Source organism: Pseudomonas sp. GW823-FHT05G12 (genome assembly GCF_058795575.1).
Map to the genome: position 1 here is coordinate 4,164,588 of NZ_CM179501.1, position 15,463 is coordinate 4,180,050.

The 15,463-nt window shown below is 63.1% G+C and carries 14 protein-coding genes, 1 tRNA gene and 1 pseudogene; 8 read left to right on the forward strand and 8 right to left on the reverse strand.

What is annotated here, in order from left to right:
• Window positions 1-37 precede the first annotated feature (37 nt).
• Window positions 38-1,963, forward strand: a complete 1,926-nt coding sequence (locus AC3RCM_RS19055) for a transglycosylase SLT domain-containing protein (protein WP_104887294.1) — start codon at window positions 38-40, stop codon at window positions 1,961-1,963.
• A gap of 111 nt (window positions 1,964-2,074) precedes the next feature.
• On the opposite strand, the gene AC3RCM_RS19060 is transcribed toward AC3RCM_RS19055, so the two are convergent.
• Both AC3RCM_RS19060 and AC3RCM_RS19065 read right to left on the reverse strand, forming a co-directional pair.
• Entirely contained in the window at window positions 2,075-2,878 is an 804-nt protein-coding gene (locus AC3RCM_RS19060) for an MOSC domain-containing protein (RefSeq protein ID WP_060545641.1), read from the reverse strand.
• Window positions 2,879-2,933: 55 nt separating this feature from the next.
• The gene (locus AC3RCM_RS19065; RefSeq protein WP_003248753.1) at window positions 2,934-3,869 is read right to left on the reverse strand and encodes a chemotaxis protein CheV; all 936 of its coding nucleotides are present in this window, start codon (window positions 3,867-3,869) and stop codon (window positions 2,934-2,936) included.
• A gap of 351 nt (window positions 3,870-4,220) precedes the next feature.
• On the opposite strand from AC3RCM_RS19065, the gene AC3RCM_RS19070 reads away from it, so the two are divergent.
• From AC3RCM_RS19070 to AC3RCM_RS19080, 3 genes are all read left to right on the forward strand, one after another.
• A complete protein-coding gene (locus AC3RCM_RS19070; protein ID WP_279841028.1) occupies window positions 4,221-4,730 on the forward strand; it encodes a histidine kinase in 510 nt (169 codons plus the stop codon).
• Window positions 4,731-5,096: 366 nt separating this feature from the next.
• Entirely contained in the window at window positions 5,097-5,993 is an 897-nt protein-coding gene (locus AC3RCM_RS19075; protein ID WP_104887293.1) for a sensor histidine kinase, read from the forward strand.
• Complete coding sequence (locus AC3RCM_RS19080) at window positions 5,983-6,642, forward strand: response regulator (protein WP_010953120.1); 660 nt, start codon at window positions 5,983-5,985, stop codon at window positions 6,640-6,642. Before AC3RCM_RS19075 ends, AC3RCM_RS19080 begins: the two co-directional genes overlap by 11 nt.
• On the opposite strand, the gene yegS is transcribed toward AC3RCM_RS19080, so the two are convergent.
• Window positions 6,626-7,513 (reverse strand): lipid kinase YegS, encoded by an 888-nt coding sequence (gene yegS / locus AC3RCM_RS19085; protein ID WP_064492320.1) that lies wholly within the window; start codon window positions 7,511-7,513, stop codon window positions 6,626-6,628. The genes AC3RCM_RS19080 and yegS overlap by 17 nt on opposite strands.
• 256 nt (window positions 7,514-7,769) lie before the next feature.
• On the opposite strand from yegS, the gene AC3RCM_RS19090 reads away from it, so the two are divergent.
• Complete coding sequence (locus tag AC3RCM_RS19090; RefSeq protein WP_457252250.1) at window positions 7,770-9,017, forward strand: glycosyltransferase family 4 protein; 1,248 nt, start codon at window positions 7,770-7,772, stop codon at window positions 9,015-9,017.
• On the opposite strand, the gene AC3RCM_RS19095 is transcribed toward AC3RCM_RS19090, so the two are convergent.
• Entirely contained in the window at window positions 9,006-10,232 is a 1,227-nt protein-coding gene (locus AC3RCM_RS19095) for a molybdopterin molybdotransferase MoeA (RefSeq protein ID WP_190870128.1), read from the reverse strand. The two genes, AC3RCM_RS19090 and AC3RCM_RS19095, sit on opposite strands and share 12 nt — an antisense overlap.
• The gene (moaB, locus tag AC3RCM_RS19100) at window positions 10,216-10,755 is read right to left on the reverse strand and encodes a molybdenum cofactor biosynthesis protein B (protein ID WP_010953117.1); all 540 of its coding nucleotides are present in this window, start codon (window positions 10,753-10,755) and stop codon (window positions 10,216-10,218) included. The genes AC3RCM_RS19095 and moaB overlap by 17 nt, the downstream gene beginning before the upstream one ends.
• 187 nt (window positions 10,756-10,942) lie before the next feature.
• On the opposite strand from moaB, the gene AC3RCM_RS19105 reads away from it, so the two are divergent.
• Both AC3RCM_RS19105 and AC3RCM_RS19110 read left to right on the forward strand, forming a co-directional pair.
• Window positions 10,943-11,164, forward strand: coding sequence for a YgdI/YgdR family lipoprotein (locus tag AC3RCM_RS19105; protein ID WP_003248738.1), 222 nt, complete (start codon window positions 10,943-10,945; stop codon window positions 11,162-11,164).
• 80 nt (window positions 11,165-11,244) lie between these two features.
• Window positions 11,245-11,321 (forward strand) — tRNA-Pro (locus AC3RCM_RS19110).
• A gap of 107 nt (window positions 11,322-11,428) precedes the next feature.
• Here AC3RCM_RS19110 and AC3RCM_RS19115 read toward each other — a convergent pair.
• The 3 genes and pseudogenes from AC3RCM_RS19115 to AC3RCM_RS19125 form a co-directional block, all read right to left on the reverse strand.
• Window positions 11,429-12,196 carry a methyl-accepting chemotaxis protein gene (locus tag AC3RCM_RS19115; RefSeq protein WP_370688774.1) on the reverse strand — a complete coding sequence of 256 codons (768 nt, stop codon included), beginning with the start codon at window positions 12,194-12,196 and terminating at the stop codon, window positions 11,429-11,431.
• A gap of 165 nt (window positions 12,197-12,361) precedes the next feature.
• Window positions 12,362-13,096: pseudogene (locus AC3RCM_RS19120) on the reverse strand (methyl-accepting chemotaxis protein); the annotation flags it as partial.
• Between the two features lie 120 nt (window positions 13,097-13,216).
• Window positions 13,217-14,980: an ABC transporter transmembrane domain-containing protein gene (locus tag AC3RCM_RS19125; RefSeq protein WP_064492325.1), complete on the reverse strand. Its 1,764-nt coding sequence runs from the start codon at window positions 14,978-14,980 to the stop codon at window positions 13,217-13,219.
• A 210-nt stretch (window positions 14,981-15,190) separates the two neighbouring features.
• On the opposite strand from AC3RCM_RS19125, the gene AC3RCM_RS19130 reads away from it, so the two are divergent.
• Window positions 15,191-15,364: a PA1571 family protein gene (locus AC3RCM_RS19130; protein WP_003248731.1), complete on the forward strand. Its 174-nt coding sequence runs from the start codon at window positions 15,191-15,193 to the stop codon at window positions 15,362-15,364.
• The last annotated feature ends 99 nt before the right edge of the window (window positions 15,365-15,463 follow it).

Consider the following 15,463-nt stretch of genomic DNA (forward strand, 5'->3'; position numbering starts at 1 on the left):
GCCGACACTTCCCATGGTTCAACTGCCCGGACGTATCATGCGCAGCCGCCTGTTACATATCGCATCCTGCCTGCTGCTTACCGCTGCCACCAGCGCGGCGCAGGCCACCGACCTGACCCTGCAACGCCAGTACTATGACGAGGCCAAGCGAGCGCTGGCCAAAGGCGACAAAGGCCCGTACCTGCGCTATGCCCAGGCCTTGAGCGACTACCCGCTGACGCCCTACCTGGCCTACGACGAACTCACCGCCCGCCTGAAAAGCGCCAGCAACCAGGAAATCGAAGGTTTCCTGGCCAAGCATGGCGACCTGCCCCAGGCCAACTGGATGAAACTGCGCTGGTTGCGCTGGCTGGCCGAACGCGGCGAGTGGGATACCTTCGTCAAGTACTACGACCCCAAGCTCAACTTCACCGAGCTGGACTGCCTCAACGGCCAATACCAGCTCAGCCACGGCTTGCGCGCCGAAGGTTACGCCACCGCCGACAAGCTGTGGAACGTCGGCAAATCGCAACCTGCCGCCTGCGACACGCTGTTCGGCATGTGGGCAGCCGAAGGCCAGCTGACCGAGGCCAAGCGCTGGGAACGCACCAAGCTGGCAGCCCAGGCACGCAACTACGGCCTGGCCAACACCCTGGTCAAGACCCTGACCACCCTCGGCCCGCAGGGGCGCCTGCTGATCGACGTCGCGCAGAAGCCCGAGCTGCTCAACCAGCCGTCGCGCTTTACCCCGGTCAACGAGGCCATGTCCGACGTGGTCAGCCTCGGCCTTCGTCGCCTGGCCCGGCAGGACCCGGAACGGGCCATGGCACTGCTCGACGATTACGCCCAGCGCATGCACTTCTCGCGTGACGAAAAGGTGGCCATCGCCCGCGAAATCGGCCTGACCCTCGCACGCCGCTACGACCCACGCGCGCTCGACCTGATGACCCGCTATGACCCCGAGCTGCGTGACAACACCGTCAGCGAATGGCGCCTTCGCCTGCTGCTGCGCCTGGGCCGCTGGGAGGACGCCTACGAGCTGACCAAGCGCCTTCCCCAGGACCTGGCCAGCACCAGCCGCTGGAAGTACTGGCAGGCTCGCAGCCTGGAGCTGGCACAGCCAAACAACCCGCAGGTCCCGCTGCTTTACAAGGCCGCAGCGCGTGAGCGTGACTTCTATGGCTTCCTCGCCGCCGACCGGGCACAGACACCGTACCAGCTGAACAACAAGCCGCTGCTGCTGAGCCCACAACTGGTCAAGAAGGTTCGCAACACGCCCGGCATCCAGCGCGCACTGGAATTCCACGCCCGCGGCCAGATCGTCGACGGCCGCCGTGAGTGGTACCACGTCAGCCGCCACTTCACCCGTGACGAGATGGTTGCGCAGGCACGCCTGGGCTATGAGCTGCGTTGGTACTTCCCGGCCATCCGCACCATCAGCCAGGCCCGGTACTGGGACGACCTGGATATCCGCTTCCCCATGGCCCACCGCGACACGCTGGTGCGTGAAGCCAAGGTTCGCGGCCTGCATTCGAGCTGGGTATTCGCCATCACTCGCCAGGAAAGCGCCTTCATGGAGGACGCACGCTCACCCGTGGGCGCCAGCGGCCTGATGCAGCTGATGCCGGCCACCGCCAAGGAAACCGCACGCAAGTTCAGCATCCCGCTGGCCTCACCGGCGCAAGTGCTGAACCCGGACAAGAACATCCAGCTGGGTGCGGCCTACCTGAGCCAGGTACACAGCCAGTTCAACGGCAACCGGGTGCTGGCTTCGGCAGCCTACAACGCCGGGCCCGGGCGCGTGCGACAGTGGCTCAAAGGGGCCAAGCACCTGAGCTTCGATGTGTGGGTGGAGTCGATCCCGTTCGACGAAACGCGCCAGTATGTACAGAACGTGCTGTCGTATTCGGTGATCTACGGGCAGAAGCTGAATTCACCGCAGCCATTGGTGGATTGGCATGAACGGTATTTCGATGACATGTGATTGCTGTTGAGCCTGTACCGGCCTCTTCGCGGGTGAACCCGCTCCTACAAGGGTTACGCGGTCGTTGTAGGAGCGGGTTCACCCGCGAAGAGGCCGGCACAGGCAACACACCTATTCCAGGATTTCTACTTCCATCCCCACCTCCAGCCACCCACTGCCATCCACAGCCAGGTTCTGGCCGAACAGCACGTCGCCTTCTTTTTCGCGGAAAGTCTTCAGCGTAGCCATCGGCTCACGGTCAGCGCTGCGCTCCCCGGTGGCTGGATCGATGGTCGTGAAGATGCACCGTACACTGGGCTTGAGCACGCGAAACACCAAGCTGCCGATGCGAATCCGCTTCCAGCCATCCTCGGCAAACGGCTCCGCACCCTGCACCACCAGGTTGGGCCGAAAGCGCCGCATCGACATGGGCCGGCCAATACGCCGGTTAAGCTCGTCCAGCGAACCCTGCCCAATCAGCAGCAAGGGGAAACCATCCGGAAACGCCGCACGGTCACTGTTGAAGCCGTAACCATTGGGCAGGTAACGCGCACGCTGCTCCGGGCAATGCACCAGGCGTACGGCTTTGCCCAGCAACTCACTCAACCAGGCCGCCGCGGCATCGCCAGCGTCCGGCACACGCAGGGTATCGCGCCAGATCGTCACACCGCGCAGGGCGTCATCGGCAGGCGGTACAGGCACCCGCAACGGCGCCTGTCCAGGGGCTTGCAGCAGCAACTGGCCGCTGTCGTCATCGCTCGCGTCGATCTGGCCAAGTTGTGGCCAGGCACGCTGGGTCAGGAAGCGTCCGTTTTCTTCCTCGACCACCATCCAGCGCCGGTCGCCCTGCAACCCCAGCAACCCCACCGGTGATGCCTTCAGGCTTTGCGCCTGCCCCGACTTCACCGGGTATCGATACAACTCACTGAGAAACATCCCTGCTGCCTCGCTTCATGCCAAAAGCCAAGCTTATACCTGGCCGGCACAACGTTCACGCAGCGGTGGTATCCAGCAGCAGGCGCTGCTTGACCACATCGACCAGGCGATCAGGCTGGAACTTGGAAAGGAAGTTGTCACAGCCCACCTTCTTCACCATGGATTCGTTGAAACTGCCCGACAGCGAGGTGTGCAGCACCACATAGAGCTGGCGCAGACGGGCATCGCTGCGGATCTCGGTGGTCAGCCGATAGCCGTCCATTTCCGGCATTTCTGCATCGGTGAACACCATCAGCAGCTTTTCGCACACGTCCTCGCCGGCGTCGGCCCAGCCCTTGAGCATGCGCAGCGCCTTCAGGCCATCACTGGCCACATGCAGCTTCATGCCCAGCTGGGACAAGGTATCGCGCAATTGCGCCAAGGCCACACTGGAGTCGTCCACCAGCAGCACTTCGCGGCCGCGGGCGCGGGCCAGCACTGGGTCGGCGAGCTTGTCGCCAGAAACCCGGGCGTTGTAGGGCACGATTTCGGCCAGCACCTTTTCCACGTCGATCACCTCCACCAGCTTCTCATCGACCTTGGTGATGGCAGTCAGGTAGTGCTGGCGACCGGCACTGGAAGGCGGCGGCATGATCGACTCCCAGTTCATGTTGACGATGCGGTCGACACCGCCCACCAGGAAGGCCTGCACCGAGCGGTTGTATTCGGTGACGATGATGGTGCTGTCCGGCCCCGGCTGTAGTGGGCGCATACCGATCGCCTGGGACAGGTCGATGACCGGCAGGGTCTGCCCGCGCAGGTTGACCACACCGCAGACATAGGCGTGGCGCTGGGGCATTAAAGTCAGCTTGGGCAGTTGCAGTACTTCCTGCACCTTGAACACGTTGATCGCGAACAGCTGGCGACCGGCCAGGCGAAACATCAGAATTTCCAGGCGGTTCTCACCCACCAGTTGCGTGCGTTGGTCTACCGTGTCGAGAATGCCAGCCATTGGAAAGCCCCCAGGCTTGAGTCGTAAAAGGTTAAATCATCTACTCTGTATCGGCGGCTTCACGCACACCTTGACCCTTGCGGGAAAATGCCGCGCGGATAATTGATATCACTTTACCATCATGCTTTACTGCCGACACGCCGGGGCAAATCAGGGGCACGACAAAAGTTCCCTACCCTAGCCCTTGATCAGGGAAACCCTTAGCGGCAATCGGGTGCAACCTGATGTTCGCGATATCCTTTAGCCATTAATGTGACGCCATTCTCATTGCATGAATGGAGTCAGGCTTTTGCTAGCTATCGTTTCGGCGTGCCCGCCCCCTGCGCCTACCCCACGCGCGGGGACTTGATGATGGACACTGCCTTATCGTTCGATGACGCCCTGCAGGGCTTTCTGCTGGATGCCCAGGTACTGCTGACCCAGGCACAGGAATGCCTGCAGCATCTGGAGCTTATAGACAATGACCCGGATGCCTGCAGTTGCCTGAACAACACCCTCGACACTATCGCCCGTCAAGCTACGCGCCTGGGCCTGCGTGAAGTTGCCCACTACACCACCGCCCTGCAACAGTTGCTCGCCCCGGCCTGTTACGGTGGTTGCCTGCAGCGTGAAGCCCTACCCGCGATAGGGGCGTGCCTGACCTTGCTGGCCTGGCAGTTGGAGCTGGTCGATAGCCGTACAGGGCGACTGAACCTGGACATCGGTGAGCAACTGGTGCTGCTGGGTGAACTGGCCAAGGTCGTACACCCCCCCTTTGCGCCAGCCTGTGCGTCCTGCGATGAAGAAGGCAACGCGTGCATTCACCCGCACAGTGACGCGGCAACCAGCACCCTCCCCAACCGCTCTAACCGCATGCATTAACCTGACGCAAAGTGCAACTAAGCAACTTTATTGAAACCCGACCATGGTCGAACTTTGAAAGTTCACCAGGCTTTCGGTGCATGCCGTTGAATCATTGCCGCGCTAGTTACAGCACAAGTGGGTACAGCGCGATTAAAGGGTGGCACTTTGCTACCCGAAAGCGCCCGACCAGTAGGCGTTTCAACGCGCTACCCGGCCGCGACCGATGCAATGCAAAGTGGTAATATGCGCCCCCACAAACGCTTGCGACCGGAACAACGGTGGCAGGAATACGTGTTCAAAAAAACAACGAAAGTACTGCGCCAAAGCCTCTGAGCAGCATTGTGCAAGGCCTCCATCAGCAATACTTCAGTGGCCTCCCTACCTATGTTTCCACGCTTGAAGACTTCTTTGCATTGCTGCTCCCGCGCCGCCGTGCTGCGCTGGGCAACGGTCGGGCTGTGCGTGGCCTCACTGATTGCCAACATGGCGCTGTACCTGGCCAACCAGACAATCCCGGCCAGCCTGCTGGTGCTGCAATTGGTCGCCACGCTGGGTGCTGTTGTACAACTGGGCCTGGGCGCCAGGTCGATCCACCTGCGCCCGGCCGAGCTGGCCGAGCGCATGCTCAAGGTACAAGAAGACGAGCGCCAGCATCTGGGCCGGGAACTGCACGACGACATCGGTCAACTGCTCACCGCTGCCAAGCTGCAACTGCAGTGGCTGCAACGGCGCATGCCCGACGAGTTGCAGGGGCACTGCGACGCCCTGCGCAGCACGCTGGATGACACCCTCGGTAACGTGCGCGATGTTTCCGCGCTGCTCAACCCCCGGCAGTTGGCCAGCCTTGGCCTGGAAGCCAGCCTGCGCGCACACCTGGTACGCACCCTGGCCACCAGCGGCGTGCACTGGAGCCTGGCGTGCAACCAGCGCCTGGGCGGCATCGACGAAGCCGTGGCCATGGCAGTGTTCCGTATTACCCAGGAGGCCGTGACCAACATGCTGCGCCACGCCCAGGCACACAACCTGGTCATCCGCCTGCAACGCACCCCTGAAGGGCTGTCGTTGTCGATCCAGGACGATGGTCGTGGTTTCGCCCCTGCCCGGCACCCGGCCGAGGCCGGTCAGCGCGGCCTGGCCGGCATGCAGGAGCGGGTAATCGCGCTGCAGGGCAGCCTCGACATCACCAGTCAGCCTGGCCGAGGCACGCAGATCGAAGCGATGTTCCCGTGGTCCCCGCGCACCCAGCAACGCGCCAGGAGTATTACCAACCATGACCTGTAGACTACTGCTGGTAGATGACCACTCGCTGATCCGCGCCGGGGTGCGCGCACTGGTCTGCGATATCCCCGGCTATGACGTGGTCGGCGAGGCCGACGACGGCAACCAGTTACTCGACCAGGTACGCACACTGGCGCCCGACATCATCTTGCTGGACATCTCCATGCGTTCGACCAGCGGCCTGGACGCCCTCACCCAACTGCGGGCCAGCGGCAGTACCTGCAAGGTGCTGATCCTGTCCATGCACACCGACCCGGACCTGATCATGCGGGCCCTGGAAAGCGGCGCCCACGGCTACCTGCTCAAGGACACCAGCGCCACCGAGCTGGAACAGGCGCTGGGTGCCGTACGCCACGGTGAGCGCTACCTCAGCCCGGCCATCGCCCACACCGTCATCAACCAGGCGCTGCGGCACACCAAACAAGGCAAGCCGAGCGCTGGCGAACGGCATAATCTGACGTCACGGCAACTTGAGATCCTGCGCCTGATCGTGCGCGGCAAGTCCACCCGGGAAATCGCTGCGGGCCTGGGCCTGTCGATCAAGACCGTGGAAACTCACCGCTCGCAAATCATGAAGCGCCTGCAGATTCACGACGTGGCCGGCCTGGTGCTGTTCGCCGTACGCGAAAAAATCATCAGCCTGGATGACTGAGCAACGGCGACCCGGCCGGCAGGTGCAGGTGCAACGCCGCCGGCCTTGCCTGAAAGCGCAGGCTGGCAGCCTGCAACGGCTCGCCATCGAGATTGATGTCCAACCCTTGCGAACTCTTGATCTCGACCCATGGCAGCCTGGCCCGAACGAACAGGCCGTCACCGCCCAAAAGGTCCCGCAGAGCCCCCACCACTTCCTGTGGTGCAGGCAGAATAGCGACGTCAAGCAAACCGTCGTTGACCATGGCTTCGGGGCACAGCACCTGCCCGCCCCCAGCCTGTCGGCCATTGCCGATACCCAGCGCCAGCAAATCCCCTTGCCAATGGAAGCCTGGCCCCTGTAGCTCTACCGAAGCCGCCTGTAGCTCACTGAAGCGGGACAACCCGGTGAACAGGTAAGCCGCAGCGCCCAGCACTTTCTTGAGGTCTTCGGAGGTATTGGCGGTGACCTGGCTGCCAAAGCCACCCGTGGCCATGTTGAGGAACAGCTGATCGCCAGCCTGCCCCAGGTCTATCGGTTGTGGCGCGACATTCAGCAAGGCCAGCGCCGATGCCGGCTCCAAGGGGATGCCAGCGGCTTTGGCAAAATCGTTGGCCGTACCCAAGGGCAACAAGGCCAGGCTGGCCTGGGTAGCGGCCAGGCCCATGGCCTCGGCCACATCACGCAACGTGCCGTCCCCGCCACCGGCGACGATATGGCTGTAGCCCGCCGCCAGTGCCTCGGCGACCAGCCGTTGGGCGTCGCCCGCCTCCCAGGTAACCCGTACATCCAGCACCCAGCCGCTATCGCGCAGGTCGCCCACGGCGCTGCGCACGTCTTCGTTCATCGCCTGCTTGCCGTGCAGCACGAGCATTGCCTTGCGCCCTTGCATGTGCGCGTCTCCGTAAAATGGACCACCCCCTATCTCGACCACTGGCCTGCGCGGATCGTTGCATGGCCTGAAAAAAACATTGGGCCGGCGCCACGCCTGCAACTGCTCGCGTCGCCGGTCATTTTTTCCACACTTGGCAATCCCGGCTATGCTCAGCAAATACCCCTATTGCCATGGACGCGCCCGGCAGTGGCTCCCCCACTGCTGTCAACGGGCGCGTTTTGCTATCTGCAGCCTTTTGCGAGGACTTTGGGTCATGCGCATTCTCTGGACACTGCCCTACCTGCCTTGGCCGACCACCAGCGGCCACAAGACCCGGCAATACCATCTGCTGCGTGCACTGGCCCAGCGCGGTCACCGGATCACCCTGCTGGTGCAGTCGAAAATCCCTCTCAGCGACGCAGCACGCGAGGCCCTCGAGCCACTCCTCGAACGCCTGATCGTGCTACCCCGCAGGCCGCTGCACAGCCCACTCAACCTGCTGGCTTCCCCCATCATCGACTACCCCATGCGGGCAATCATCAATGGCCTGGCACCTTGCTTGCGGCACCGGTTCGAGCAACTGCTGGACGAACCCTGGGACGTGATCCAGATCGAGCACAGCTACAGCTTCCAGCCGTTCGAAAAAGCCCTGCAGGCTCGCAGGCTGCCCTTCATGCTTAGCGAGCACACCCTGGAGTCGGTAATGGGCGGTGCCTGCCACGATCGCCTGCCGCTGTGGCTGCGCCCGCTCAACGCCTTCGACCGCTGGCGCTACCGGCGCTGGGAGCACCGTGTGCTGCGCCAGCCCACCGAACTGGTGGCTGTCAGCGCCCACGATGCCGAGCTGATCGCGCAGATCAGCGGGCGCCCGGTGAATGTGGTGGTCAACGGCGTGGACTGTGATTTCTACCAGCAGGTGCAACCTGCGCTGCACAGCCAGCGTCTGTTGTTCGTCGGCAATTTCGAATATGGCGCCAATCTGGAGGCCATCGAATGGGCACTGGACGACATCATGCCGAAGGTGTGGATGAGCAACCCGGCAGTGCGTCTGGCGATCGCCGGGCATGCCATGCCGGCCAACTGGAAGCTTCACTGGAACGACCCACGCATTGAATGGTTCGGCTACCGCCCCGACCTGCGTGAACTGCAACGACGTTCCGCGCTGTTCTTTGCCCCCCTGCGTTATGCCGGTGGCTCGAAGGTGAAAATCCTCGAAGCGATGGCCGCCGGCTTACCCGTGATCACCACCGACAAGGGCGTTTCAGGCCTCACCGTGAATAACGGCGAGCACTACGTGGGCAGTGACGACAGTGACCAACTGGCATTGCTGATCACCCAGTTGCTCAATCAACCCTGGCGCATGAGCCAGTTGAGCGATGCCGGGCGCCAGTTTGCCCGCCAGCGCCACGACTGGAGCGTGGCTGCCCAACAACTGGAGAATGTGCACATACGCCTGACCCAGGCGGCACCGGCCGAGGCCGCGCCGCTGGCCAGTGCCTGGCTGGGCCGCTCAGCCAAGTAGCTCGCTGAAGGGGATGAATGGTACGTTGTCGCCCTGCTTTGGCGTGCTGCCCTCACGCACTTCCACCAGCCCCTCCGCCCAGGCAGCGCTGCGCAGCACACCCGAGCTCTGGTTCTTGTAGATGCGCACGCGGCCCTGTTCGATGCGCGCGCGCAGGTATTCGCGGCGCGTACCCGGCTTGGGCCAGTCAAACCCAGCCGGCATGTCGAACCGCAACGGCGTGACGTCAATCACACCCTGACGACGCAGCAGGTAGGGCCTGGTCAGCAGCCCGAAGGTGACCAAGGTCGAGGCGGGGTTGCCCGGCAAGCCAATCACCGGCACGCCTTGGAAGTGGCCGAAGGTCAGCGGCTTGCCCGGTTTGATCGCCAGCTTCCACAACGCCAGTTCGCCAGCCTCGCGCAGGGCAGCACCGAGGTAGTCGGCCTCGCCCACCGAGACACCTCCGGTGGACAGAATCAGGTCTACGCCACCCAGTTCAGCCAGGCAGGTGCGAGTGCGTGCCAGGTCATCCGGCAGGATGCCGGCATCGACCACTTCGCAACCCAGCCGCTGCAACCAGCTGACCAGCAGCCTGCGGTTGCTGTTGTAGATCTGCCCGGGCCCGAGCGGCAGGCCTGGCTCGACCAGTTCGTCGCCGGTCGACAGCACCGCCACTTTCACCTTGCGCACCACGTCCAGACGGCCATGCCCCAAGGTCGCCGCCAGGCCCAGTTCGATCGGCCCAAGGCGGGTGCCGGCGCTCATCACCTGCTCGCCCCTGCGGGTTTCCTGGCCTTGAGGGCGTATGTTCTGCTCGGTGCGCAACACGTCGAGAAAGCGCACCCGGCCATCTTCGAGCACTTCGGTGTTTTCCTGCATCTCGACGCAGTCGGCCCCCTCCGGCACAGGCGCACCGGTGAAGATCCGCGCGCAGGTACCCGGTTGCAGCGGCTGGGGCGCATGGCCGGCGAAAATACGCTGGCTGACCGGCAGCGGCTGGCCCTGCCAGTCAGCCAGGCGCAAGGCATAACCGTCCATGGCGCTGTTCGGCCAGGGCGGCAGGTCGAGCGAGGCCACCAGGTCGGTGGCCAGCACGCGACCCTCGGCTTCGGCCAGCGGCAGGTTTTCGGTCTCGCGGATCGGTGCAGCTTCGGCCAGCGCCAGCAGTTGCTCCAGCGCCTGTTCCACCGGCATCAGCGGCCGGGCCTGGCTGACCTCAGCCACGGCTGTCACAGGCCGCTGCCTGCTTCAGGTGCGCCACGAAGTTGCAAGGGCGATGACGGGCATCGAGCTGCTCGGCCAGGATGCCATCCCAACCGGTACGCACAGCGTTGGTGGAGCCCGGCAGGCAGCACACCAGCGTGCCGTTGGCCAGCCCGGCCAAGGCACGCGACTGCACGGTGGAGGTGCCAATGTCGGCCACGGAAATCTGCCGGAACAGCTCACCAAAACCGTCTACTTGCTTGTCCAGCAGGCAGGCCACCGCCTCGGGGGTGCTGTCACGACCAGTAAACCCGGTACCGCCCGTAATGAGCACCACTTGCACGTTGTCATCGGCGATCCATGTGGCGACCTGGGCCCGGATCTTGTACAGGTCATCCTTGAGCAGCACGCGCTCGGCAAGGCGGTGACCGGCGGCGCTCAGGCGGTCGACGAACATCTGGCCAGAGGTGTCGGTGTCGAAGGTACGGGTGTCGCTGACCGTGAGCACGGCGATGTTCAGCGCCACGAAGGGGGTATCTGCCTTGGCTTTCATGGGTGTCCGTCACAACAGGATGAGATGGACGCAGTTATATCACAGCGCACCTTTTCCAGCGTTGCCCCCCTCAGCCTTGCCTTGGGTCAAGGGGACAAATTAGTCGCTATGCTGCACTTGGAGTGAACTTGCACTAACGTCCTGCGTCTTAAATGTCATCTAGCACCATCGCACTTGGAGAAACACGATGATCAAACGGACCCTACCCGCCTTCCTGCTTGCCTTGGGTTTGGGCGCCCTTGCTGGCTGCTCGACCCCAACCGTCATTACCCTGAACGATGGCCGGGAGATCCAGGCAACCGACAAACCGTCCTACGATGAAGACTCTGGCTTCTATGAATTCGAGCAACTCGACGGCAAGCGCACACGCCTGAACAAGGACCAGATCCGCACCGTCAAAGAGCTCTGATCAAGGCCCCGTTCAGGCTATGGCCCTTTAAACAACAAGGGCTTGCGAGCAAAAACGGGATGCAGTAGGATTTTGTTCATCGGAGTGTAGCGCAGCCAGGTAGCGCGTCTCGTTCGGGACGAGAAGGCCGCAGGTTCGAATCCTGTCTCTCCGACCAAATCCTTGTCAGAAAGCCCGCCATGTGCGGGCTTTTTGTTGTGTGCGAAAAATACGTCAGTGCGCGGCTTCAGCCTCGATGGGCACCTGCAACTCCTGCAAACCGAGTCAGGCGCTCAGGCGGGAGGTGACTTCGCCCAACTGCCCTGACAAACCATGCAGGCGCTGCCCCGCCTGCTCGGTATGCTGCACCGCTTCCTGGTTGGCCGTGGCAATCCGGGTAATTTCGATCAGGTTGCGCGAGATATCTTCGGCCACGCTGGTCTGCTCCTCGGCCGCTGTGGCGATCTGCCGGTTCATGTCGCGGATCGCCTCCACCGCCTGGGTGATACGTTGCAGCATCTGCCCGGCCTGCTCGACCTGCTCAGCCCCTTCCTGGCTACGTTGCTGGCCACTTTCGATGGCCTTGACCGCCTCCACAGCCCCCGACTGTACCGCCTCGATGATCTGGTGAATTTCTGCAATCGACGCTGCCGTGCGCTGGGCCAGGCTACGCACTTCATCGGCGACCACTGCAAAACCACGCCCGGCTTCGCCAGCACGGGCTGCTTCGATGGCCGCGTTAAGCGCCAGCAGGTTGGTCTGTTCAGCAATGCCGCGGATCACTTCCAGCACTTTGCCTATCCGTGTGCTGTCATGCTCCAGATCGCGAATTACCGTTGCCGTGCCGGCGATTTCGCGGTTGACCAGCCCGATGATGTCGATGGTCTGCTGCATCACCTGCTCGCCGGCCTGGGCGCTGTGGTCGGCGTCATCGGCCGCGCGGGCCGCCTCGGCAGCGTGGCGAGCGACCTCTTGGGCAGTGGCGGACATTTCGTGCATGGCCGTGGCTACCTGGTCGGTACGCTGGAACTGGTCATGAGTACCGCGGGCCATGTCACCGGCAATACTGCGCAACTGGCCGCTGGCACCTTCCAGCTCCTGAGCGTTGTCCTGCAGCCGGCCGACGGTATCGGCAAGGAAGTCACGCAGGGTGTTGGCCGCCCGCGCCAGACGCCCCAGCTCATCCTCCCGACGGCTGTCGACCCGGGCAGCAAAGCTGCCTTGGCTGAGCTGCGCGACGTACTCGATCAACTGGCGGATCGGCTCGATCAGGCTACGGTTGACCAGCCACAGGCTGAGCAGCCCCACCAGCACCGCAGAAGCCAGCATCACCAGCAGGCCCAACCATACCGTGCGCTCGGCACTGGCATTGATGCTGGCTGCACGCTGGCGAGCATCGGCGCGCAGTTGCTCGACCAGTTCGCTCATTTGCTCACTGGCGGCACGGTCCACGCCTTTGACCGCCCGGTCGCCCGCTACCGGGTCGCCGCCTGCCGCCAGGAACGCCTGGCGGCCTTGTGCATAGGCCTGGCCCAACTGGCGGTGGCTGTCGCGCAATTGCTGCAGCGACGCCTTGAGCCTGGCATCACTGTTGTCGATCAATTGCCCGAGCAGTTGTTGTACTTGCTCTTCGCGGGCCTGGAACTGCTGCCAGTACTTGTCCATTTCCGCAGGCTGGCGCCCTCGCAACAGCACGTTCTTCCATTCCTGCACCTGGATCTTGAACTGCAGGTTGGCTTCGTCAATCAATTGCGAGGCCCGCAGCGGCCCGTCGACCAGCTCGGCGTAGCCACGCACGCTGGACGACAGGAACTGGAAACACACCAGGGCGATCAGCAGCATCGCCAGCACACTGCCGCCGAGCAGCGAGAGAATTTGCACTCTGAGGGATTTACGCAACATCGAGGGTCTCGGAACCAGAGGGAGTAGGCAGAGGCCGCTGTACAGCCTCATTACTGGCAGGCCAAAAAAAAGCTGCCATCACGCAATGGCAGCCAGGTCGAGCACTTACGCAACAGTTGAGGCAAATCTTCTCAGGCAATTACTACAGAAATGTTACAAAGCCACGACACGCTAGCCCGTGGTGAACTGCAGCGCTGCCAGCCGCGCATACAACGGGCTGTCCTCGATCAACTGACGGTGGGTGCCCACCGCCACCAGCCGGCCCTGGTCGATGACCGCGATGCGCTCGGCATGCTGTACCGTGGCCAGGCGATGGGCGATCACCAGCGTGGTACGGCCGGCCATCAGGCTGGGCAGCGCTTGCTGGATCAAGTATTCGCTTTGTGCATCCAGGGCACTGGTGGCTTCGTCCAGCAACAGGATCGGCGCATCGACCAGCAAGGCCCGGGCAATCGCCAGGCGCTGGCGTTGCCCGCCGGAAAGGCCGATGCCGCCCTCCCCCAGCTGGGTCTGGTAGCCTTGGGGCAATTGCCGGATGAATTCGTCGGCATGGGCGCCGCGGGCTGCTGCTTCGACTTCAGCCAAGGTCGCCTCGGGCCGGCCATAACGAATGTTGGCCTCCACCGTGCCACGGAACAGCGAGGGGTTTTGTGCCACCAAAGCGAACTGCCGGCGTAGCTGGTCGGGATCAAATTCGGTAACCGGCTGGCCATCGAGCAGGATGCGCCCTTGCTGTGGGTCGTAAAAGCGCAGCAACAAATCGAACAGGGTCGACTTGCCTGCCCCGGAAGGGCCAACCAGGGCGACGGTCTGCCCGGGCTCGATGGTCAGGCTCAGGCCGTCGACAGCTGCCACCGTGGGCCGTGAGGGGTAAGCGAACACCACCTGCTGCAGTTCGATACGCCCGCTGGCCCGCTGCTGTGGCAGCTGCTGCGACTCGGCGGGCGGCAGGATGGCACTGCGCGCGGCCAACAGTTCGGCAATGCGCTCGGCGGCACCCGCGGCCCGTTGCAACTCGCCGATCACCTCACTGAGGGTACCGAAGGCGCTGCCGACGATCAGGCTGTAGAACACGAATGCTGCCAGCTCGCCTGCGGATATACGCCCGGCAATCACATCCATGCCGCCGACCCACAGCATCACCCCCACCGCCCCCAACACCAGCACGATCACCAGGGTAATCAGCCAGGCACGCTGTGTAATCCGCTTGCGGGCAACAGTAAACGCTGCTTCGACCGTATCGGCGAACAGTTCGCGGTCGTGCGCCTGGTGGTTGTAGGCCTGCACGGTCTTGATCTGCCCCAGCGTCTCAGCCACGTAGCTGCCCACATCGGCGACCCTGTCCTGGCTCTGCCGCGACAGGCTGCGCACACGACGGCCGAACAACAGGATCGGTGCCAACACCAGCGGCAGCGTTACCACCACGATGCTGGTGAGCTTGGGGTTGGTGATGAACAGCAATACCACACCGCCAATGACCATCAGCGCGTTGCGCAGGAACATCGACAGCGATGAACCGATCACTGATTGCAGCAAGGTGGTGTCCGCAGTCAGCCGAGACTGGATCTCGGAGCTGCGGTTGTCTTCGAAAAAACCTGGGTGCAGGCCGATCAGGTGATCGAAGACGGCACGACGGATATCGGCCACACAACGCTCGCCAATCCACGACACCAGATAGAAACGGCTGAAGGTACCCACCGCCAGCGCCAGCACCAGCAGCAGGAACAGCCCGATGGTCTGATTGAGCTGGTGCGCGGAGCGGGTCATGAAGCCTTGATCCACCAGCAGGCGGATACCTTGGCCCATCGACAGGGTGATGGCAGCGGTGACCACCAGCGCCAGCAATGCCAGCAGCACTTGGCGGCGATAAGGGCGAACGAACTGCCAGGCCAGGCGCAAGGCGCGGCGTTGGCGCGGGGAAACCGATTCGGGCATGGCGACGACCACAAAGGGTGGGGAAGCGGCAGCCTACCACTCATCCCGGTCGGGAGACTGCATGAAGGTTGCTATAACGCATCGATCTAAACAGCTTATGGAGCTTTCACAGGGTTTCTGCTGGACTGTTGCTGCCGTGACCCGGAAGCTGTCACAGGCCAGTCACGGCGCAGGGCTACCCTGAGCTTGAACCTGAAGAGGAGACAGTGCATGAGCTTGCAGCATGGCAGTGATAACCAGAAGCCCCAGACCTCCCCGCAACCGCAAGTATGCGGTTCGATCATCGACGCCAAGGGGCGCGAAGTGCCGATCACCGAGCAGATGATCCAGCAGGCCTGCAAGGCCCTGGAAGAAAGCCGTGTCGAGCGCGTACGCAAAGGTTGATCAGCGAATTCTTTGCAACCCGGCGCTTGCGCCGGGTTTTTATCTGCCCAGGCAGTGGGCTTGGCCGCCCCAACCGGCAACCGCACCTACCTGCAAGAT